Annotated in this window: 17 protein-coding genes; 7 read left to right on the top strand and 10 right to left on the bottom strand. The window is 65.1% G+C overall.

All coding sequences use genetic code 11. From position 1 onward, the window contains the following. The first annotated feature begins 47 nt into the window (after positions 1-47). Genes ACN9MB_RS08310 through hutI form a run of 3 tightly spaced genes read left to right on the top strand, consistent with a single transcriptional unit; the run spans position 48 to position 4,311 of the window. Complete coding sequence (locus ACN9MB_RS08310; protein WP_204635523.1) at positions 48-1,622, top strand: bifunctional GNAT family N-acetyltransferase/carbon-nitrogen hydrolase family protein; 1,575 nt, start codon at positions 48-50, stop codon at positions 1,620-1,622. Then, entirely contained in the window at positions 1,619-3,079 is a 1,461-nt protein-coding gene (locus ACN9MB_RS08305; protein WP_426271458.1) for a chloride channel protein, read from the top strand. The genes ACN9MB_RS08310 and ACN9MB_RS08305 overlap by 4 nt, the downstream gene beginning before the upstream one ends. After that, positions 3,076-4,311 carry an imidazolonepropionase gene (gene hutI / locus ACN9MB_RS08300; protein ID WP_426271457.1) on the top strand — a complete coding sequence of 412 codons (1,236 nt, stop codon included), beginning with the start codon at positions 3,076-3,078 and terminating at the stop codon, positions 4,309-4,311. Before ACN9MB_RS08305 ends, hutI begins: the two co-directional genes overlap by 4 nt. A 43-nt stretch (positions 4,312-4,354) precedes the next feature. On the opposite strand, the gene ACN9MB_RS08295 is transcribed toward hutI, so the two are convergent. From ACN9MB_RS08295 to gltX, 6 genes are all read right to left on the bottom strand, one after another. Continuing rightward, positions 4,355-4,516, bottom strand: a complete 162-nt coding sequence (locus ACN9MB_RS08295) for a 30S ribosomal protein THX (RefSeq protein ID WP_204635521.1) — start codon at positions 4,514-4,516, stop codon at positions 4,355-4,357. A gap of 70 nt (positions 4,517-4,586) precedes the next feature. Further along, a complete protein-coding gene (locus tag ACN9MB_RS08290; RefSeq protein ID WP_426271456.1) occupies positions 4,587-5,573 on the bottom strand; it encodes a cation diffusion facilitator family transporter in 987 nt (328 codons plus the stop codon). Between the two features lie 60 nt (positions 5,574-5,633). Then, entirely contained in the window at positions 5,634-6,059 is a 426-nt protein-coding gene (locus tag ACN9MB_RS08285) for a MerC domain-containing protein (protein WP_204635519.1), read from the bottom strand. 124 nt (positions 6,060-6,183) lie between these two features. Next, positions 6,184-6,678, bottom strand: a complete 495-nt coding sequence (locus tag ACN9MB_RS08280) for a transcriptional repressor (RefSeq protein ID WP_426271455.1) — start codon at positions 6,676-6,678, stop codon at positions 6,184-6,186. Between the two features lie 63 nt (positions 6,679-6,741). Then, on the bottom strand, positions 6,742-7,020 hold the full coding sequence (locus ACN9MB_RS08275; protein WP_204635517.1) for a hypothetical protein: 279 nt from the start codon (positions 7,018-7,020) through the stop codon (positions 6,742-6,744). Positions 7,021-7,055: 35 nt separating this feature from the next. Next, positions 7,056-8,456 (bottom strand): glutamate--tRNA ligase, encoded by a 1,401-nt coding sequence (gene gltX / locus ACN9MB_RS08270; protein ID WP_426271454.1) that lies wholly within the window; start codon positions 8,454-8,456, stop codon positions 7,056-7,058. 70 nt (positions 8,457-8,526) lie between these two features. Here gltX and ACN9MB_RS08265 point away from each other — a divergent pair, with 70 nt between their 5' ends. Then, positions 8,527-9,312: a transporter gene (locus ACN9MB_RS08265; RefSeq protein WP_204635515.1), complete on the top strand. Its 786-nt coding sequence runs from the start codon at positions 8,527-8,529 to the stop codon at positions 9,310-9,312. Here the strand turns inward: ACN9MB_RS08265 and ACN9MB_RS08260 are convergent. After that, positions 9,299-9,733, bottom strand: coding sequence for a DUF4399 domain-containing protein (locus tag ACN9MB_RS08260; RefSeq protein ID WP_204635514.1), 435 nt, complete (start codon positions 9,731-9,733; stop codon positions 9,299-9,301). The two genes, ACN9MB_RS08265 and ACN9MB_RS08260, sit on opposite strands and share 14 nt — an antisense overlap. A 171-nt stretch (positions 9,734-9,904) precedes the next feature. On the opposite strand from ACN9MB_RS08260, the gene ACN9MB_RS08255 reads away from it, so the two are divergent. Both ACN9MB_RS08255 and ACN9MB_RS08250 read left to right on the top strand, forming a co-directional pair. Continuing rightward, a complete protein-coding gene (locus ACN9MB_RS08255) occupies positions 9,905-11,065 on the top strand; it encodes a glycosyltransferase (protein ID WP_204635513.1) in 1,161 nt (386 codons plus the stop codon). After that, positions 11,034-11,606 carry a phosphatase PAP2 family protein gene (locus ACN9MB_RS08250; protein WP_426271453.1) on the top strand — a complete coding sequence of 191 codons (573 nt, stop codon included), beginning with the start codon at positions 11,034-11,036 and terminating at the stop codon, positions 11,604-11,606. The genes ACN9MB_RS08255 and ACN9MB_RS08250 overlap by 32 nt, the downstream gene beginning before the upstream one ends. Positions 11,607-12,149: 543 nt before the next feature. On the opposite strand, the gene accD is transcribed toward ACN9MB_RS08250, so the two are convergent. From accD to trpB, 3 genes are read right to left on the bottom strand one after another with little or no spacing between them, the layout of a single operon-like run. Further along, positions 12,150-13,022, bottom strand: a complete 873-nt coding sequence (gene accD, locus ACN9MB_RS08245) for an acetyl-CoA carboxylase, carboxyltransferase subunit beta (RefSeq protein ID WP_204635511.1) — start codon at positions 13,020-13,022, stop codon at positions 12,150-12,152. Between the two features lie 54 nt (positions 13,023-13,076). Then, positions 13,077-13,877: a tryptophan synthase subunit alpha gene (gene trpA / locus ACN9MB_RS08240; RefSeq protein ID WP_426271452.1), complete on the bottom strand. Its 801-nt coding sequence runs from the start codon at positions 13,875-13,877 to the stop codon at positions 13,077-13,079. After that, positions 13,874-15,082: a tryptophan synthase subunit beta gene (trpB, locus tag ACN9MB_RS08235; RefSeq protein ID WP_204635509.1), complete on the bottom strand. Its 1,209-nt coding sequence runs from the start codon at positions 15,080-15,082 to the stop codon at positions 13,874-13,876. Before trpB ends, trpA begins: the two co-directional genes overlap by 4 nt. A gap of 108 nt (positions 15,083-15,190) precedes the next feature. Here trpB and ACN9MB_RS08230 point away from each other — a divergent pair, with 108 nt between their 5' ends. After that, the gene (locus ACN9MB_RS08230; protein WP_426271451.1) at positions 15,191-16,087 is read left to right on the top strand and encodes a LysR family transcriptional regulator; all 897 of its coding nucleotides are present in this window, start codon (positions 15,191-15,193) and stop codon (positions 16,085-16,087) included. The last annotated feature ends 245 nt before the right edge of the window (positions 16,088-16,332 follow it).

Raw genomic sequence — 16,332 nt, 5'->3', positions numbered from 1 at the left:
CCGTTACTCACCCCGCCCCGTTCACATCGCTGCGGCATAATGCGGCAATGGCTAAGAAATCCCAGGAACACACTCCCAAGCTGCTGGTGCGGCAGGCCAAGGCCGCCGATGTGTCCGCACTGGTCGACCTCACCGCCCGCGTCTACACGCCCGAATGGGGGCACTCGGCGGAAATGCTGCGCTCACAGCAGACCCATTTCCCCGAAGGCCAGTTCGTGGTCGAGTACGAAGGCAGGATCGTTGGATATTGCGCCACCTTCCGCATCGACGAAGCCGCCGCACTCGCCCCGCACACCTGGATGCAGATCACCGGCGGCGGCATGGCCTCGCGTCATCGCCGCGACGGCAACTGGTTGTACGGCATGGAAGTGGTGGTCCATCCGGACTATCGCAACATGCGCATCGGCCAGCGCCTGTACCAGGCACGCAAGCGCCTGTGCACCGACCTGAAATTGCGCGGCATCGTGTTCGGCGGACGCATCCCCGGGCTCGCCCGCAACCTGCAGCGCTATGGCAGCGCCGAGGCGTATGTGCAGGCCGTGGTCGAAGGCAAGCGGCGCGATCAGACGCTCAGCTTCCAGCTCAGCAACGAATTCGAAGTGGTCGGCCTGCTGCGCGGTTACGTGCCGTCGGACTATGAGTCGCTCGGCTACGCCGCCCATCTGGTATGGCGCAATCCGGCGCTGCTGGATCACCCCGACATCCCTTCCATTCCCTCCACCCAGCGCCTGCCCGACATGGTGCGCGTGGCCTCGGTGCAGTACCAGCAGCGGCGCATCCGTTCGTTCGAGGAATTCGCCACGCAGGTGGAATACTTCACCGATATCGCGGCCGACTACAACGCGGATTTCGTCACCTTCCCCGAGCTGATCACGCTGCAGTTGCTGTCGATCGAGAACGAGGAATTGTCGCCGGTCAATTCGATCCGCATGCTCAGCCAGTACACGCCGCAGGTGAAGGAACTCTTCAGCCGGCTGGCCGTGCACTACAACATCAACATCATCGCGGGCTCCCATCCCACCGAGCAGGCCAACGGCGACATCCACAACGTCTGCTACGTGTGCCTGCGCGACGGCTCGATCCACGAGCAGGAAAAGATCCATCCCACGCCGAGCGAACGCACCGTGTGGAACATCACCGGCGGCGACACGGCCGCCACCATCCAGACCGACTGCGGTCCGATCGGCGTGATGATCTGCTACGACTCGGAGTTCCCCGAAGTCGCGCGCCATCTCACCGACCAGGGCGCGTTGATCCTGTTCGTGCCGTTCTGCACCGATGTGCGCGAGGGTTATCTGCGCGTGCGCTATTGCTCGCAGGCCCGCGCCATCGAGAACCAGTGCTACGTGGTGTTGTCGGGCAACGTGGGCAATCTGCCGGGCGTCAACAACTTCGACATCCAGTACGGCCAGAGCTGCATCCTCACGCCCAGCGATTTTCCGTTCGCGCGCGACGGCATCGCCGCCGATTCCACGCCGAACATCGAGACCGTGCTGTTCGCCGACCTCCACCTGGAGAGCCTGGCCCGCGCGCGCAATGCCGGTGCGGTGCAGAACCTCAAGGATCGCCGTTTCGATCTTTACGAAACGCGCTGGACCCGCAAGTCCGAGCCCTCATCGTGAGCGAATTCGACGAAGACGCACAGCCCCCGTCGTCGGTAACGGGCCGCTTCCATCGCCTCGCCAGATCGGAACTGTTTTCGCCCGTGCAATGGCGGCGACGCGTGCTGTTCTGGGGCGGTGCCGTGCTGGTCGGCCTGGCTGCCATCGGTTTCGCGCAGGCGGCCGACTGGGCGTTCAATGTGTTCCACGGCGTGGTGACGCACAACCGCTTCTGGGCGTTCCTGATCACACCGGTCATGTTCGCCCTGCTCGCCTGGCTGACCGAAGGCGCACTCAGGCCCACGCGCGGCTCGGGCATTCCGCAGGCGATTGCCGCGCTGAAAGTCGAGGACGAAGGTTTTCGCCAAAGCCTGCTGTCGTTGCGCGTGGCCATCGGCAAGATGGCGTTGACGCTGGCCGCGTTGCTCGGCGGCGCCTCGGTGGGCCGCGAAGGCCCGACCGTGCACGTGGGCGCCGGTCTGCTCTACACACTGGGTCGACGCTTTGGCTTCGATGAGCCAGCCGCAGCGGGCCGCTTCATTCTCGCCGGCTCGGCTGCAGGCCTGGCGGCGGCGTTCAATACGCCGCTCGCGGGCATCGTGTTCGCCATCGAGGAGATGAGCGGATCGTTCGAGCATCGCATGAGCGGCATCCTGCTCACGGCGGTCTTCATCGCCGGCCTGGTGTCGCTGGGCATTCTCGGCAACTACGCTTATTTCGGCCATTTCAACATCGGCCTGCCGCTGGGCAAGGCATGGTGGGCGGTGCTGGCCACGGGCCTCGTGTGCGGTCTTGCGGGCGGCTTGTTCGCGCGCCTGATCCTGCCCAGCGAGACCGGCTTTCGCGGCTTCATCGGCCGGCTGCGTGCGCGGCAACCGGTGCTGTTCGCCGCTGCCTGCGGTCTTGCGCTCGTGCTGCTCAGCCAGCTGACCAACACCGGCCTCTACGGCACCGGTTACGCCCAGGCCAAGGACATCCTGCAGGGCCATTCCAATACGGTAACCAGCTTCGGCGTGCTGAAGTTCCTGGGCAACGTCGCCTCGTACTGGGCGGGCATTCCGGGCGGCATCTTCTCGCCTGCACTCGCGGTGGGCGCGGGCCTGGGCAACAACCTCTCCACCATTCTTCCCGGCGTCGATCCTTCGGCGGTCGCGCTGCTCGCCATGGCCGCCTATCTGGCCGGCGTCACGCAGGCACCGCTGACCGCCACGGTGATTTCGATGGAGCTCACCGACAACCAGCAGATGGTGCTGCCGATCATGGCCACCTGCCTGATCGCGCGCGCCGCTTCGTCGCTGTTCTCGCGCAAGCCGGTCTACCGCGAGCTGGCCGACAAGCTGATCCATGGCTACGAACTGGAACTGGCCCGTCGTGCGGCCGAAGAGACGCAGCAAGACGACGAACAAGCCCTCGTGGAAGATCCGGCGACACCGCCACTTCCTATCGATCCTTCCTCCACCGATCATCGACCGTCATGACGCAACGCTGGGACCACTTGCTGATCAACGCCACGCTGGCGACTTTCGCGGGCGATGCGCCGTATGGCTTGATTGAACGCGGCGCCATCGCCATGCACGAAGGGCATATCGCATGGGTGGGCGCGCAGGACGATCTGCCCGGCGATGCGCTGGCACTCGCTTCGCACATGGAGGATCTCGGCGGCGCGGTGATCACGCCCGGCCTGATCGACTGCCACACGCATCTGGTATTCGGCGGCAACCGCGCGCACGAATTTGATCTGCGCCTCAACGGCGCCAGTTACGAAGAAATCGCCCGCGCTGGCGGCGGCATCGTGTCGACCGTGAAAGCCACCCGCGAGGCGAGCGAAGACGAACTGTTCGTGCAAGCGTTGCCGCGCGCCCATGCCTTGCTCGCCGATGGCGTCACCGCGCTGGAAATCAAATCCGGCTACGGCCTGGATCAAGAAACCGAGCGCCGCATGCTGCGCGTGGCACGACGCATCGGCAATGCGCTGGGCATCACCGTGCGCACGAGCTTCCTCGGCCTGCATGCGTTGCCGCCCGAATACCGCGAGAACCGCATAGCCTACGTATCGCTGGTGTGCGACGAGATGCTTCCCGCCCTCGCCGCCGAAGGCCTGGTCGATGCCGTCGACGCGTTTTGCGAGAACATTGGGTTCACGCCCGAGGAAACGCGGCGCGTATTCGACCGCGCCACGGAACTCGGCTTGCCGGTGAAACTGCATGCGGAGCAGTTGTCGGATCTCGACGGCGCCGCACTGGTGGCACGCTATCGCGGCTTGTCGGCGGATCATCTCGAATACCTCAGCGACAGCGGCATCCGCGCCATGGCCGCTGCAGGCACGGTCGCCGTGCTCTTGCCTGGCGCCTTCTATGCGCTGCGCGAGACCAAGCTGCCCCCGATCGCTGGTTTACGCGAGCACGGCGTCGCCATGGCCATCGCCACCGACTGCAACCCCGGTACCTCGCCCCTGCTATCGCTGCGCCTCGCCGCCGGCATGGCCTGTACGCTGTTCCGTCTCACGCCGGAAGAAGCACTGCGCGGGGTGACCGTGCATGCCGCGCGGGCGCTCGGTCTCAGCGACCGTGGCACGCTCCAGGCCGGTCAACGGGCGGATCTCGCCGTCTGGAACGTCAAGCAGCCCGCCGAGCTCTGCTACTGGATCGGCGGCCAGGTGCTGCGGAACGTGTTCATCGGCGGTCATTCCCAAGCTGAAGTGCGCCCATAAAAAAAGCCCCCGCATGGGGGCTTTTTCTCGTGAAGCCTGGCGTTTAAGCCGACTTCTTCTTCGGCGCGGCCTTCTTGGCGGCTGCCGGCTTGGTCACGGTTGCCTTGGCACCAGCCACAGCAGGCTGCAGCGAATGAGCGCGGCTGTTGCCGTAGCTGCCACGGTAGGTCTTGCCACGACGGGTTCGACGATCGCCCTTGCCCATGGGGAACTCCTTGATTCGTTGGGATGTATACGGCCGACCATCGTATCAGCGACAGCCCAAAGCGCAATAGTCAGCGGCAACCCGGGCCGGCGCAGCCGCGCTTTTCGTCGGGACAATCGCCGGAATCGACCTGCACGGTCACATGCTGAATGCTGAAACGTTCAGCCAGGACGCGATTGATGGCCAGGATGGCCTGCGCGCTGCCGGTGCCTTCATGCAGTTCGGCATGCAGGGTGGCCATGCGCGAGCCCGAGGCCAGCTGCCAGACATGCAGATGGTGCACGTCACGGATGGACGCATCCGCACCACGCAGCGCCGCTTCCACTTCCTCGGTGTTCATGCCTTCCGGCACGCCTTCCAGCAGGATGTGCGAGGAACGACGCAACAGTCGCCACGCGCTGTTGAGGATCAGCAGCGACACCAGCAGGGAAAGCACCGGATCGGCCCAGTTCCAGGCCAACCAGCGCACCAGCAGCGCGGCCACGACGGCGGCCAGGGAACCGAGCAGATCGCCGATCACATGCAGCGTGGCGCCGGCAAGATTCACGTCGTCATGCGCATGCCCATGCAGCGTGCTCAGCACCAGCACGTTGACCACCAGGCCGATCAAGGCCACCACCAGCATCAGGCCGGAGAGAATGTGCGTGGGTTCGAACAGTCGCGTGATCGCTTCGTACGCAATGAACGCGACCAGCACGAACTGGGTGAGTGCGTTGACGAAGCCGGCCAGGACTTCCAGGCGTCCGTAACCGTAAGTGCGGCGCGCGTCCGCCGGTCGGCGGGCAAACCACGCACCTGCAATGGCGAGCAACAATGCCAGCGCATCGATCAGCATGTGGCCGCCATCTGCCACCAGTGCCAGCGAGCCGGAAAACACACCGCCCACCATCTCCACCACCATCATCAGGGTGGTGAGCACGAAGGCGAAGATCAGTTTCTTTTCACGACCGGTGACGCCGCCGTGCGCATGCGCGTGATCGTGCGCATGACCGTGGGCGTGGTCATGATCATGATCATGATCGTGATCATCGTGGGTGTGCGCGTGAGCTGAACTCATGGGCAAATGCTAGGAATCAGCGGCCCCGTTACACAATCACGACGTGATCTGCCGCGATGCTCAGTGCGCGCATTGGGCACTGTGCACGTGCAGCGAGCGGTGCGTGCGCAGGTTCACGAAGTGCGCGCCGGCCACCAGCAAACCACCGCAGGTCACCATCACGCTGTGCAGCGCGATGCCGTAGTGCTCGGCGAAGGTGACGCCCATGATCAGCAGGGCCAGACCCGGCAATGCCAACAACAGCGCCAACGGGCGGTGATGACGTCGATAGCCGATGACCAGGCTGACTATCGCCAGCGCGCTGGCGAACAGCACGAAGCCGCGCTCGAACGCATGGTCGGCCAGGAATTCGAGGCCGACGAACGGGAGCAAGGCGAGGACGAACGGGAGAGCCGCGCAATGGATGGCACACAGGAACGATGCAATCGCACCGACCCTGTCAGCCAGGGACCACAAGCGACTCTTGTTCTGCTGGGGAGCTTCCATCGGATGGGGGGACCGGAGCGGAGCACAGAGGGGTCGCGAGTGACCCGATTCACGTATGTTACATTGTAACGTCTCGAACGCAAAGCCCTTCAGCCGGGCCGTTCAGGAAGACCCGAGCGGCGTATCAGCTCTTGCGGCAGTTCTTGCAGAGCCCGTGCACTTCCAGCGTCTGCGCCTGCGGACGGAAGCCGAAGGCCTTGGCCTGGGCCTCGATCAATTCGGCCACCCGCTCGTCACACACTTCTTGTGCGCTGGAGCAGTTGTCGCAGATCAGGAACGGCACCTGGTGCGCCTCGGCCGGGTGATGGCAGGAGACGAACGCGTTGATCGATTCCAGCTTGTGGATGAAGCCGTGCTCGAGCAGGAAATCGAGCGCCCGATACACCGTGGGCGGCGCCGCGTTGCCGTGGCGTTCGCGCAGCTGGTCGAGCAAATCGTAGGCCTTCGCCGGTTTGCCGGCAGCCGCCACCAGCTCCAGCACTTCCTTGCGCAGCGGCGTGAGCCTCAGGCCACGTTCCTCACTGGCATGCTCCACCGCACGAACGAAGCTTTGCGCGTCGTCGTGGTGATGGTGGTGATGCGTGTGCGCTTTGTCGGCAGCCTGACTCAATGAATTCACCTCGGAAGCCATCATACACCGACACTTACGTGAGGCCTGCAGCGTGCATCCGCAAGTGGCGGTTCAGCGCCGTGGCGGCAACGGCGGCGGCACGGCTTTGGGGCGGGGCCTGAGCCACACCACGATCCAGCCGATCGGCCCCAGCACCAGAGCCAGCACCACGCCCTCCAGCGTGCGGCCACGCCACCACCCCAGCAACGCGCCCACCACCACGAACACCACGCTCCACCAGAACAACGCCGCCCAGGGGACCAGGCCCATCAGGTTCAGGAAGATCTGCAGGAAGGCGTCGGGCGAATCCACGTCGACGCCTTGGGTGGCTTTGGCGAGCAGTTCGTCCATGCCGGTTCAGCGCAGTCCGCGCATGGCCGCAGCGATCACCCCTTGGCCTTGGCGATGGCGTCGTCGATACGCTGCAGCGCCATCTCGCGGCCGGCCAGGTAGATGGTGTGATCGATCGACGGCGATACCTGCGTGCCGGTCATCGCCACGCGCAGCGGCTGCGCGATCTTGCCCATGCCCAGCTCCAGCTTCGCGGCAATCTGTTCGATCACGCCGTGGATCGGCTCGGGCTTCCACTCGACGTTCGCGATCAGGCTCTTCGCTTCGGTGAGCACCGCCACGGCGCTGTCGTTCTGCAGATGCTTGGCGATCGCCTTGTCGTCCCATTCGACGATCGGGCCGTACCAGATCTTCGCGCGCTCGGCCATTTCCTTCAGCGTCTGCACGCGATCACGCAGCGCCACGATCACGTCGGCCGGGTTCGGGCCCTTGCTGAAGTCGATGCCGGCCTGCGTCAGGTGCCACTCGAATTCCGGCGCAATCAACGAGGGCTCTTCCGTCTTCAGGTAATGCTGGTTGAGCCACGACAACTTGGTCACGTCGAAGCGTGAGGCGGCCTTGTTGACATCGGACACGTCGAACAACTGGATCATTTCGTCCGCCGAGAAGATTTCCTGGTCGCCATGCGACCAGCCCAGGCGCACCAGGTAGTTGAGCAGCGCGTGCGGCAGGAAGCCGTCGTCGCGGTACTGCATCACGCTCACGGCGCCGTGGCGCTTGCTCAGTTTCTGGCCATCCGGGCCGAGGATCATCGGCAGGTGCGCGAACTCCGGCACCGGCTTGCCGAGCGCCTTGTAGATATTGATCTGGCGCGGCGTGTTGTTGACATGGTCGTCGCCGCGGATCACCTCGGTGATGCCCATGTCGATATCGTCGACCACCACGGCGAAGTTGTAGGTCGGCCAACCGTCGGAACGGAAGATCACCAGGTCGTCGAGTTCGGCGTTCGCCCACTCGATCCGGCCCTTCACCTTGTCCTCGAACACCACCGTGCCTTCCAGCGGATTCTTGAAGCGCATCACGCGGTTCGGATCGTCACGATACGGCTCGTTGCGGTCGCGGTAATAGCCGTTGTAGCGGGGCTTCTCGCCCTTGGCATAGGCGGCTTCGCGCATCGCTTCGATCTCGTCCTTGGACTCGTACGCGTAGTACGCCAGGCCGGCCTTCAGCAGCTCGTCGGCCACCTGCTTGTAGCGCTCGAGGCGTGCCGTCTGGTAAACCGGACCTTCATCGTGCGTCAGCCCGAGCCAGTTCATGCCATCGAGAATGGCCTGCACGGCTTCCTCGGTGGAGCGCTCGCGGTCGGTATCCTCGATGCGCAGCACGAACTGTCCACCGCGGCGGCGAGCCTCCAGCCAGCAGTAAAGGGCTGTGCGGGCCCCGCCGATATGCAGGAAACCGGTGGGACTGGGGGCAAAACGGGTGCGGACGGTCATGGGCTGCTTGGACGGGGACAAGAGAGAAGTGCGGAATTTTAACCGATACGGAAACAAGAACCGGTGGCGAATGCATATTTGGCCAACCACGCTGTTTTTTGCGCTCGCGGCCGTCGCTGTCGCGCGCCCTGCCCTGGCGGACGGGACGAACCCGGGCTACGACCGCCCCGGCCTGGGCTTCACGCCCGTGGTGCTCAACGCGGGCGACGTCACCATCGAGCAAGGCCTGCCCACCTGGACACGGGACAACCTCGGCGGCGGCCAGATCCAGTCGCAATACACCACCGACAGCCTGGTCAGGCTGGGCCTGGGCGGTCCGTTCGAAGCGCAGCTGGGCACTTCGCCGTTCAATGCCATCCATACCAGCGGCAACGGTGCCAGCGATGGGGGGCATGGCTGGGGCGACACGGTGCTGGCGCTCAAGTACGCGCCGAACAAGTCCGATGCACCGGTGACCTGGGGCCTGCTGGGCAGCGTGGAGTTCACCGACGGCGCGCGCGCGGTGCGCAACGACCATCGGCAATATCTGCTGGGCGCGGACGTGAACTGGCAGCTCTCCGACCAGGACGGCGTCGGCGGCTACGCGGAACAGACCAAGGGCCAGGACAAGCAGTCCACCCTCGCGATCAACGAAAGCCATGTCTTCAACAAGACGGTCACCGGATACGTGGAGCTGGCCCAGGTCCACGAAGCCGGCGAACGGGCCGGCACCGAAGCGGGTACCGGCGTGGCGTGGATGGTGACCCAGCGCGTGCAGCTCGACGGCGGCGTGCGCGCCCGCGTGGCCGGACACGCCCAGCTGTGGATGGCCAGCCTGGGCGTGTCGGTGTTCCTGGGGAGTCTTACTTCACCGTGATGGTGATCGGCTTGGACACGATCGCCGGATCGAACGGAACATGGTTTTCGTCGGCCAGTTCCAGCTGCAGCGTGTGCTTGCCCGGTGCCAGCTTCAAGGTGGTTTCGGTCTGGCCGTTGCCGAAGTGGATGTGCTGATCGTCCTTGGGAATCGGCTGGCCGGCGGCGGGCAGGTTCTTCACGTCCACCAGCAGGTGATGGTGGCCGGTGCCTTCCTTCTTCACCCCGGCCGGGGCCACGCCCATGCCCTTGAGACCGAACTGCACGGTCACTTCGGTACCGACGATGGCGCCATCCTTGGGCGAAATGATGTAGACCTCGGCACCGGCCGGCGCCTTCGTCACGGGTAACCCGGGCGCATCGGCGGCAGCGGCGACACCGGTCAGGCCGGCAAGCATCACAGCGAGCAAAAAGCGTTTCATCGAGATGACTCCACAATCACAAGTCCGGCGAGTGTACCCGCGAAGAACGTAGTGATTGCGTCAGCGGCGCCGGGCGCGCCGTTGCTGCCGTCATGCGGGCGTCATCCACGCGCCACGCCCCCGCAACGCCCAAAGAGGAACCTGCACCGGGCCAGCCAACGGTATTTCCCAGTGCGCATCGGCATTGTCAGCGAGACCTATCCACCCGAGATCAACGGCGTGGCATTGACCGTGCACAGCCTCGCCGCCGGACTGGCGTCGCAAGGACACACGGTCGACCTGATTCGTCCCCGCCAGCAGCAGTCCTTCAAGGACGAACCCGGTATCGTCGCGCTGGAAGTCCGCGGCGCCTCCCTGCCCCGCTATCCCGGCCTGCGCTTCGGCCTGCCGGCCGGCAACACGCTGCGCCAGCGCTGGACGCGCCTGCGCCCCGACGCGATCTACGTGGCCACCGAGGGCCCGCTGGGCTGGTCCGCGGTACGCGCCGCCAGGCGCCTTGGCATTCCCATCGCCACCGGCTTCCACACGCGTTTCGATACCTATGCCGACCACTACGGCGTGGGTTTCCTGACCCCGATCGTGCGCAACTATCTGCGCAACTTTCACCGCCGCGCCGCCGCCACCCTGGTGCCGACGGAAGCGCTGTCGAACGAATTGAGCGCGCTGGGCGTGGACACGGCTCGCCTGCTGCGACGCGCGGTGGATACGCAGCTGTTCCACCCGCGCCATCGCAGCGCCGAGTTGCGCGACAGCTGGAACGTCGACGGCAACACGCCGGTGGTGCTGTACGTGGGGCGCATCGCACCTGAGAAAAACCTCGACCTGGCCGTGCGCGCATTCCGCGCCGTGCAGCAGCAGGTGCCGAAAGCGAAGTACGTATGGGTGGGCGATGGTCCGGCGCGTGCCGCGCTGCAGGAAGCCCATCCGGACTTCATCTTTGCCGGCATGCAGCGTGGCGATGCGTTGTCCCGGCACTACGCCAGCGCCGACCTGTTCCCGTTTCCCAGCCTCAGCGAAACCTTCGGCAACGTGATTCTCGAAGCCCTCGCTTCCGGACTGCCGGTGGTGGCCTATGAGGAAGGCGCTGCACGCGAGCACCTGCACACCGGCCAGAACGGTTACCGCATCGATGCCGGCAACGAGCGCAGCTTCATCGAATCGACGGTGATGCTCGCCTCCAACGCCAGCCTGATCCGGCACATGGGACGCGCCGCGCACGCGAGCATCGCCAATCTCTCACCCGCTGCCGTCATCAACGAGTTCGAGCACCTTTTGGCTGAGCTGGCTAAGGAGAACGCGCATGAGCACCATGCCACCGCTGCACACGCCTGAGCTGCCTGCAGGCCCGCGATTCGCCATCGACCGCCGCATGTGCGTGGCGGCAAACCGCTGGGGCACCCGCCGCGCCGTCGGCGTGTTCTTCGGCATCATCAGCCGGCTCGGCGATGGCGTGTTCTGGTATTCGCTGATGGCCGTGCTCGCGTTGCTCGACGGACGCCGCGGCCTGCTCGCCGCTGCACAGATGGCCATCACTGGCCTCACCGCGCTGCTGCTCTACCGCCTGCTGAAACGCTGGACCCGTCGTCCGCGCCCGTTCCGCGCGTGCCCGGGAGTGATCGCCCACGTGCCGCCGCTGGACGAGTTCAGTTTCCCGTCCGGCCACACGCTGCAGGCAGTGAGCTTCACCATCGTCGCGCTGGCCTGGTATCCGTTGCTCGCACCGCTGCTGCTGACCTTCACCGCCCTGGTGGGTGCATCGCGCGTGATCCTTGGATTGCACTATCCGAGCGACGTGATTGCGGCCACGGTGATCGGCAGCGCGCTCGGTGCCTTGTCGTTGTGGTTGCTGCCGTTGCATATGCTGGTGGCGTGATGCTGCGCATTTGCGCATCAGTGCGTCGCCATCGCTTTGGCATCAGTGAGATAGGCAACCTATCCACAGGCTTCCCCCGCCTGCATCCACATTTGCTGTGGAAAACCATCGCGCGACGCTTCGAACACACTGGTCATTTCTTCATCAGCGCGTAGTGATCGCCTTGCACAGCAATCAGTTGCAGTGCTTGTCCACAGGTTTGCCCGAGCGACATCCACAATCGCTGTGGAAAACATCGGTGGTGATGAGCAAAAGATCAGCACGGTGTCGCAAACCGTTGTCGGCAAAGAGGGATAAGAGGGTTGTCCACAGGCTTATGCAGTAGCTATCCACGTGCGCTGTGGAAAACCTTCGCAGCCTGCACCTGTGGGAGCGCACCCTGTGCGCGACACACGCAGCCTCAGGTAGGAACCATGCGGCAAGCGCGGAAGTTGCGCGCAGGACAGTCGCGCACAGGGTGCGCTCCCACAGTGGAATGAGGGGGCTTTGCACAAAAAAACAGCGCCACTTGGGCGCTGTTTTTTTAAAAATGCGTTGAAGCGCTTACGCGACGCGCGGCGCCTTCATCAGGATGCCGAGCAGGTCGGCCAGCTTGTCGCGCATTTCGCGGCGGTCGACGATCAGATCGATGGCGCCGTGCTCCAGCAGGAATTCCGATCGCTGGAAGCCTTCGGGCAGCGTCTCGCGCACGGTCTGCTCGATCACGCGCGGGCCGGCAAAACCGATCAGGGCCTTGGGCTCGGCCACGTTGATGTCGCCCAGCATGCCCAGGCTCGCCGACACGCCGCCCGTGGTCGGATGCGTGAGCACGCTGATGTACGGCACGCCGGCATCGCGCATGCGTGCCAACGCGGCCGAGGTCTTGGCCATCTGCATCAGCGAGAACAACGATTCCTGCATGCGCGCGCCGCCGGTGGCGGAGAAGCACACGAGGGCACTGCGCTCGGCCAGCGCGCGTTCGGCGGCGCGGGTGAACTTCTCACCCACCACCGAGCCCATCGAACCGCCCATGAAGCTGAACTCGAACGCCACGGCCATCAGCGGACGGCCCTTGAGGCGACCGCTCATGGCGATCAGCGCGTCTTTCTCGCCGGTGGCCTTCTGCGACGCGATGATGCGGTCGCGGTACTTCTTGGTGTCGCGGAACTTCAGCGGATCGCTCGGCTCCATGCTGGCCCAGTGCTCCTGCGCCGAACCCGGATCGAGCAACGCGTCAAGGCGCAGGCGCGCCTCGATGGTGTGGTGGTGACCACACTTGGGGCAGACCATCAGGTTGCGCTCGAGCTCCGGACGGTAGAGCACCGTGCCGCAGCCACCGCACTTCTCCCACACGCCTTCCGGCACCTTGCCCTTGCCGGCGTTGCCGGTGGCTTCGGTGCGAGCACGCGGAGTCATGATTTTCTGGAGCCAGTTCATCGCAACACCTCAAACGTTCATGACGCGACGCCGCGTCACGAACGCAGCGTGTCCTCAATGCGCATCCAGCGCGGCGCGGATGGGCGCCAGGAACTCCTTCGCCCGCGCGGTGATGTCGTCGACACTTTCCGCACCGGCCAGCCGTTCCACCAGCGCGCTGCCGATCACCACCGCATCCGCGAAGCCCGCAATGGCCTTGGCCGATTGCGCATCGCGTACGCCGAAGCCCACGGCCACCGGCGCTTTGGATTTCGACCGGATCTCGGCCACGCGGGCGGCGATGTCGCCAGTGCTCAATCGTGCCGCGCCCGTGATGCCGGCGAACGAGACATAGTACAGGAAACCCTGGGCGGACCCGCACAACTGCACCATACGCGCGGGTGCGGTGGTCGGCGCCGCCAGCAGGATCTGCTGCAGGCCGGCCTTGCGCAACGGCTCGAGCACCGCCGATTCCTCCAGCGGGCAATCCACCACCAGCACGCCATCCACGCCGGCCTGCACGGCCTCGCTGGCGAAGCGCTCGTAGCCGTGGATTTCGATGGGGTTGAGATAACCCATCAGGACGATCGGCGTGTCAGCGTCTCGCTGGCGGAACGCGGCGACCCAGCCCAGCACATCGGCCAGTCCCACGCCCTTTTCGATGGCGCGCTCGCTGGCGTGCTGGATCACCGGGCCATCGGCCATGGGATCGGAAAACGGCACGCCGAGTTCGATCACGTCGGCGCCGGCGTCCACCAGCGCGTGCATCAAGGCCACGGCGTGTGGCGGAGAGGGATCGCCCGCGGTGACGAACGGAATCAAGCCGGTTCGGTTATCCGCTTTGAGCTGGGCGAAACGGCGGTCGATGCGGCTCATACCTGCACTCCTTCGCGGGCGGCAATCGTATGTACGTCCTTGTCGCCGCGGCCGGACAGGTTGCACAGCACCAGGCCATCCTTCGGATATTCACGCGCCAGCTTGATCGCCTGCGCCACCGCGTGGCTCGATTCCAGCGCCGCGAGAATGCCTTCGGTGCGCGCCAGCAGATGGAAGGCCTCCAATGCTTCGTCGTCGGTGACGCCGACGTATTCCGCGCGGCCGGCATCTTTCAGGAACGCGTGTTCAGGGCCCACGCCGGGATAGTCCAGTCCCGCGGACACCGAATGCGTTTCAGTGATCTGGCCGTTGTCGTCGCACAGCACATAGGTGCGATTGCCGTGCAGCACGCCCGGACGACCGGCTGCCAGCGAGGCCGCATGATGTCCTGTCGCGATGCCCTCGCCCGCCGCCTCGGCACCGACGATGCGCACGCCTTCGTCGTTGAGAAACGCGTGGAACAAGCCGATCGCGTTCGAACCGCCGCCGACGCAGGCCGTGAGCACATCCGGCAAGCGGCCGAACTGCTCCAGCACCTGCTCGCGCGCCTCGCGACCGACGATCGCGTTGAAGTCGCGCACCATCAGCGGATACGGATGCGGTCCAGCCACCGTGCCGATGATGTAGAAGGTGTCGGCCACGTTGGTGACCCAGTCGCGCATCGCTTCGTTGAGCGCGTCCTTGAGCGTCTTCGAACCGGACGTCACCGGCACGACTTCAGCGCCGAGCAGCTTCATGCGGTAGACGTTGATCTTCTGCCGCTCGATGTCCACCGCGCCCATGTACACCACGCACTTGAGGCCGAAGCGCGCCGCCACCGTGGCGCTGGCCACACCGTGCTGACCCGCGCCGGTCTCAGCGATGATGCGCGGCTTGCCCATGCGCTTGGCCACCAGCGCCTGGCCGATGGTGTTGTTGATCTTGTGCGCGCCGGTGTGGTTCAGATCCTCGCGCTTGAGCAGGATCCGTGCGCCGCCCACGTGCTGGCTCAGCCGCTCGGCGTAATAGACCGGACTGGGGCGGCCCACGTAGTACTTCAGATCGCGATCCAGCTCGGCGATGAACTCCGGATCCTTGCGCAGGCGCAGATAGGCCTCGGTGAGTTCGGCCAGCGGGGCCATCAGGGTTTCGGCGACGTAACTGCCGCCGTAATTGCCGAAGCGCCCGTGCTCGTCGGGATAGGCGCTGAAGTCGATCTTGCTCATGGATGGCACTCGGAAAAGTCACAAAAGACACCGCGCAACGTACCCGAAAGCGCCGCCTGCAAAAAGCGATATGATGGCCTGCATCTGTCAGGAAAACTCACAGGTTCCATGCCCCGCGCCCTGCCCTCGCTGAATGCCCTGCTCGCCTTCGAGGCGGCCGCCCGCCTGGGCAGCGTGAGCCGGGCCGCGGCCGAGTTACATGTCACCCACGGTGCGGTGAGCCGGCACATTCGCGCACTGGAAGCAGACCTGCACACGTCGCTGTTCCAGCGCCAGGGACGCGGCCTCGTGCTCACGCCCGCCGGACAGCGCTTGCGCGACACCAGTACGGCCGCGTTCGCGCAGTTGCGCGACACCTGCGATGAGCTGCGCGTAACAACCGCCAACGCGCCTTTCGTGCTGGGCTGTCCGGTGAGCCTGCTGGCGCGCTGGATGATTCCCCGCCTCGAGCGCCTGATGGACGAGCTGCCCGAACTGGACCTGCATCTGCGCCCGCAGGAAACCAGCTTCGACGAATCGCTAGGCGGGCTCGATGCGGCGATCATGGCGGGTGAGCCGCCGTGGCCGGCCGGCTGGCAGGTGTATCCGCTGGCAAGCGAACGCATTGGCCCCGTGGCGAGTCCGAGCTTCGCCAAAGCCCATCGATTCGCACGCAGCAGCCCACAGGCCGTGCAGGAGCAGATGCTGCTGCATACGCAATCGCGCCCGGAGGCCTGGGATCATTGGGCACAAAGCGTGGGACTGCCCGCCACGCAGCTGACGCTGGGCCAGGGTTATCCGCACCTGTACCACATGATCGAAGCAGCGGTCGCGGGACGCGGGCTGGCCATCGCGCCTGCGCAGTTGGTGGCGGGCGATCTGGCCTCGGGACGTTTGGTCGCACCGTGGGGATTCCACGAGGTACGCGCGCAATGGGTGCTGGTCACGTCCGCCCGTGTATCGCATGCGCGGGTCGAGCCGCTCGCCGAATGGCTGAAGGCCGCCTTCGCCGAACAGGACAGCTGACGCGCACTGCGCATTTGCGCATCAATGCGTGCCGAGTTCTTTTGCGTCAGTGAGATAGCACACCTATCCACAAGCTTTTCCCGCAGGCATCCACATGCGCTGTGGAAAACCTGCGTGCCGACGATGGAAGCGATGCGCAAACTCGCATCAACGCGTCATGACGTCTTTGTCGTCAACGAGATAGCACACTTGTCCACAAGCTTTGCCGACATGCATCCACATGGGTTGTGGAAAAGTGTGGCGGG

The organism is Dyella kyungheensis, assembly GCF_049913195.1.
Classification (GTDB): domain Bacteria; phylum Pseudomonadota; class Gammaproteobacteria; order Xanthomonadales; family Rhodanobacteraceae; genus Dyella; species Dyella kyungheensis.
This window is presented reverse-complemented; position numbering and strand designations above follow the sequence as displayed.

Bases quoted from the DNA above. Each gene is read 5' to 3' on its own strand.
- ACN9MB_RS08260 (WP_204635514.1), bottom strand. From the start codon at position 9,733: ATGAAACGCTTTTTGCTCGCTGTGATGCTTGCCGGCCTGACCGGTGTC.
- trpA (WP_426271452.1), bottom strand. From the start codon at position 13,877: ATGAGCCGCATCGACCGCCGTTTCGCCCAGCTCAAAGCGGATAACCGA.
- ACN9MB_RS08290 (WP_426271456.1), bottom strand. From the start codon at position 5,573: ATGAGTTCAGCTCACGCGCACACCCACGATGATCACGATCATGATCAT.
- hutI (WP_426271457.1), top strand. From the start codon at position 3,076: ATGACGCAACGCTGGGACCACTTGCTGATCAACGCCACGCTGGCGACT.
- ACN9MB_RS08285 (WP_204635519.1), bottom strand. From the start codon at position 6,059: ATGGAAGCTCCCCAGCAGAACAAGAGTCGCTTGTGGTCCCTGGCTGAC.
- ACN9MB_RS08310 (WP_204635523.1), top strand. From the start codon at position 48: ATGGCTAAGAAATCCCAGGAACACACTCCCAAGCTGCTGGTGCGGCAG.
- ACN9MB_RS08295 (WP_204635521.1), bottom strand. From the start codon at position 4,516: ATGGGCAAGGGCGATCGTCGAACCCGTCGTGGCAAGACCTACCGTGGC.
- accD (WP_204635511.1), bottom strand. From the start codon at position 13,022: ATGAACTGGCTCCAGAAAATCATGACTCCGCGTGCTCGCACCGAAGCC.
- ACN9MB_RS08265 (WP_204635515.1), top strand. From the start codon at position 8,527: ATGCATATTTGGCCAACCACGCTGTTTTTTGCGCTCGCGGCCGTCGCT.
- ACN9MB_RS08275 (WP_204635517.1), bottom strand. From the start codon at position 7,020: ATGGACGAACTGCTCGCCAAAGCCACCCAAGGCGTCGACGTGGATTCG.
- ACN9MB_RS08230 (WP_426271451.1), top strand. From the start codon at position 15,191: ATGCCCCGCGCCCTGCCCTCGCTGAATGCCCTGCTCGCCTTCGAGGCG.
- ACN9MB_RS08250 (WP_426271453.1), top strand. From the start codon at position 11,034: ATGAGCACCATGCCACCGCTGCACACGCCTGAGCTGCCTGCAGGCCCG.
- gltX (WP_426271454.1), bottom strand. From the start codon at position 8,456: ATGACCGTCCGCACCCGTTTTGCCCCCAGTCCCACCGGTTTCCTGCAT.
- trpB (WP_204635509.1), bottom strand. From the start codon at position 15,082: ATGAGCAAGATCGACTTCAGCGCCTATCCCGACGAGCACGGGCGCTTC.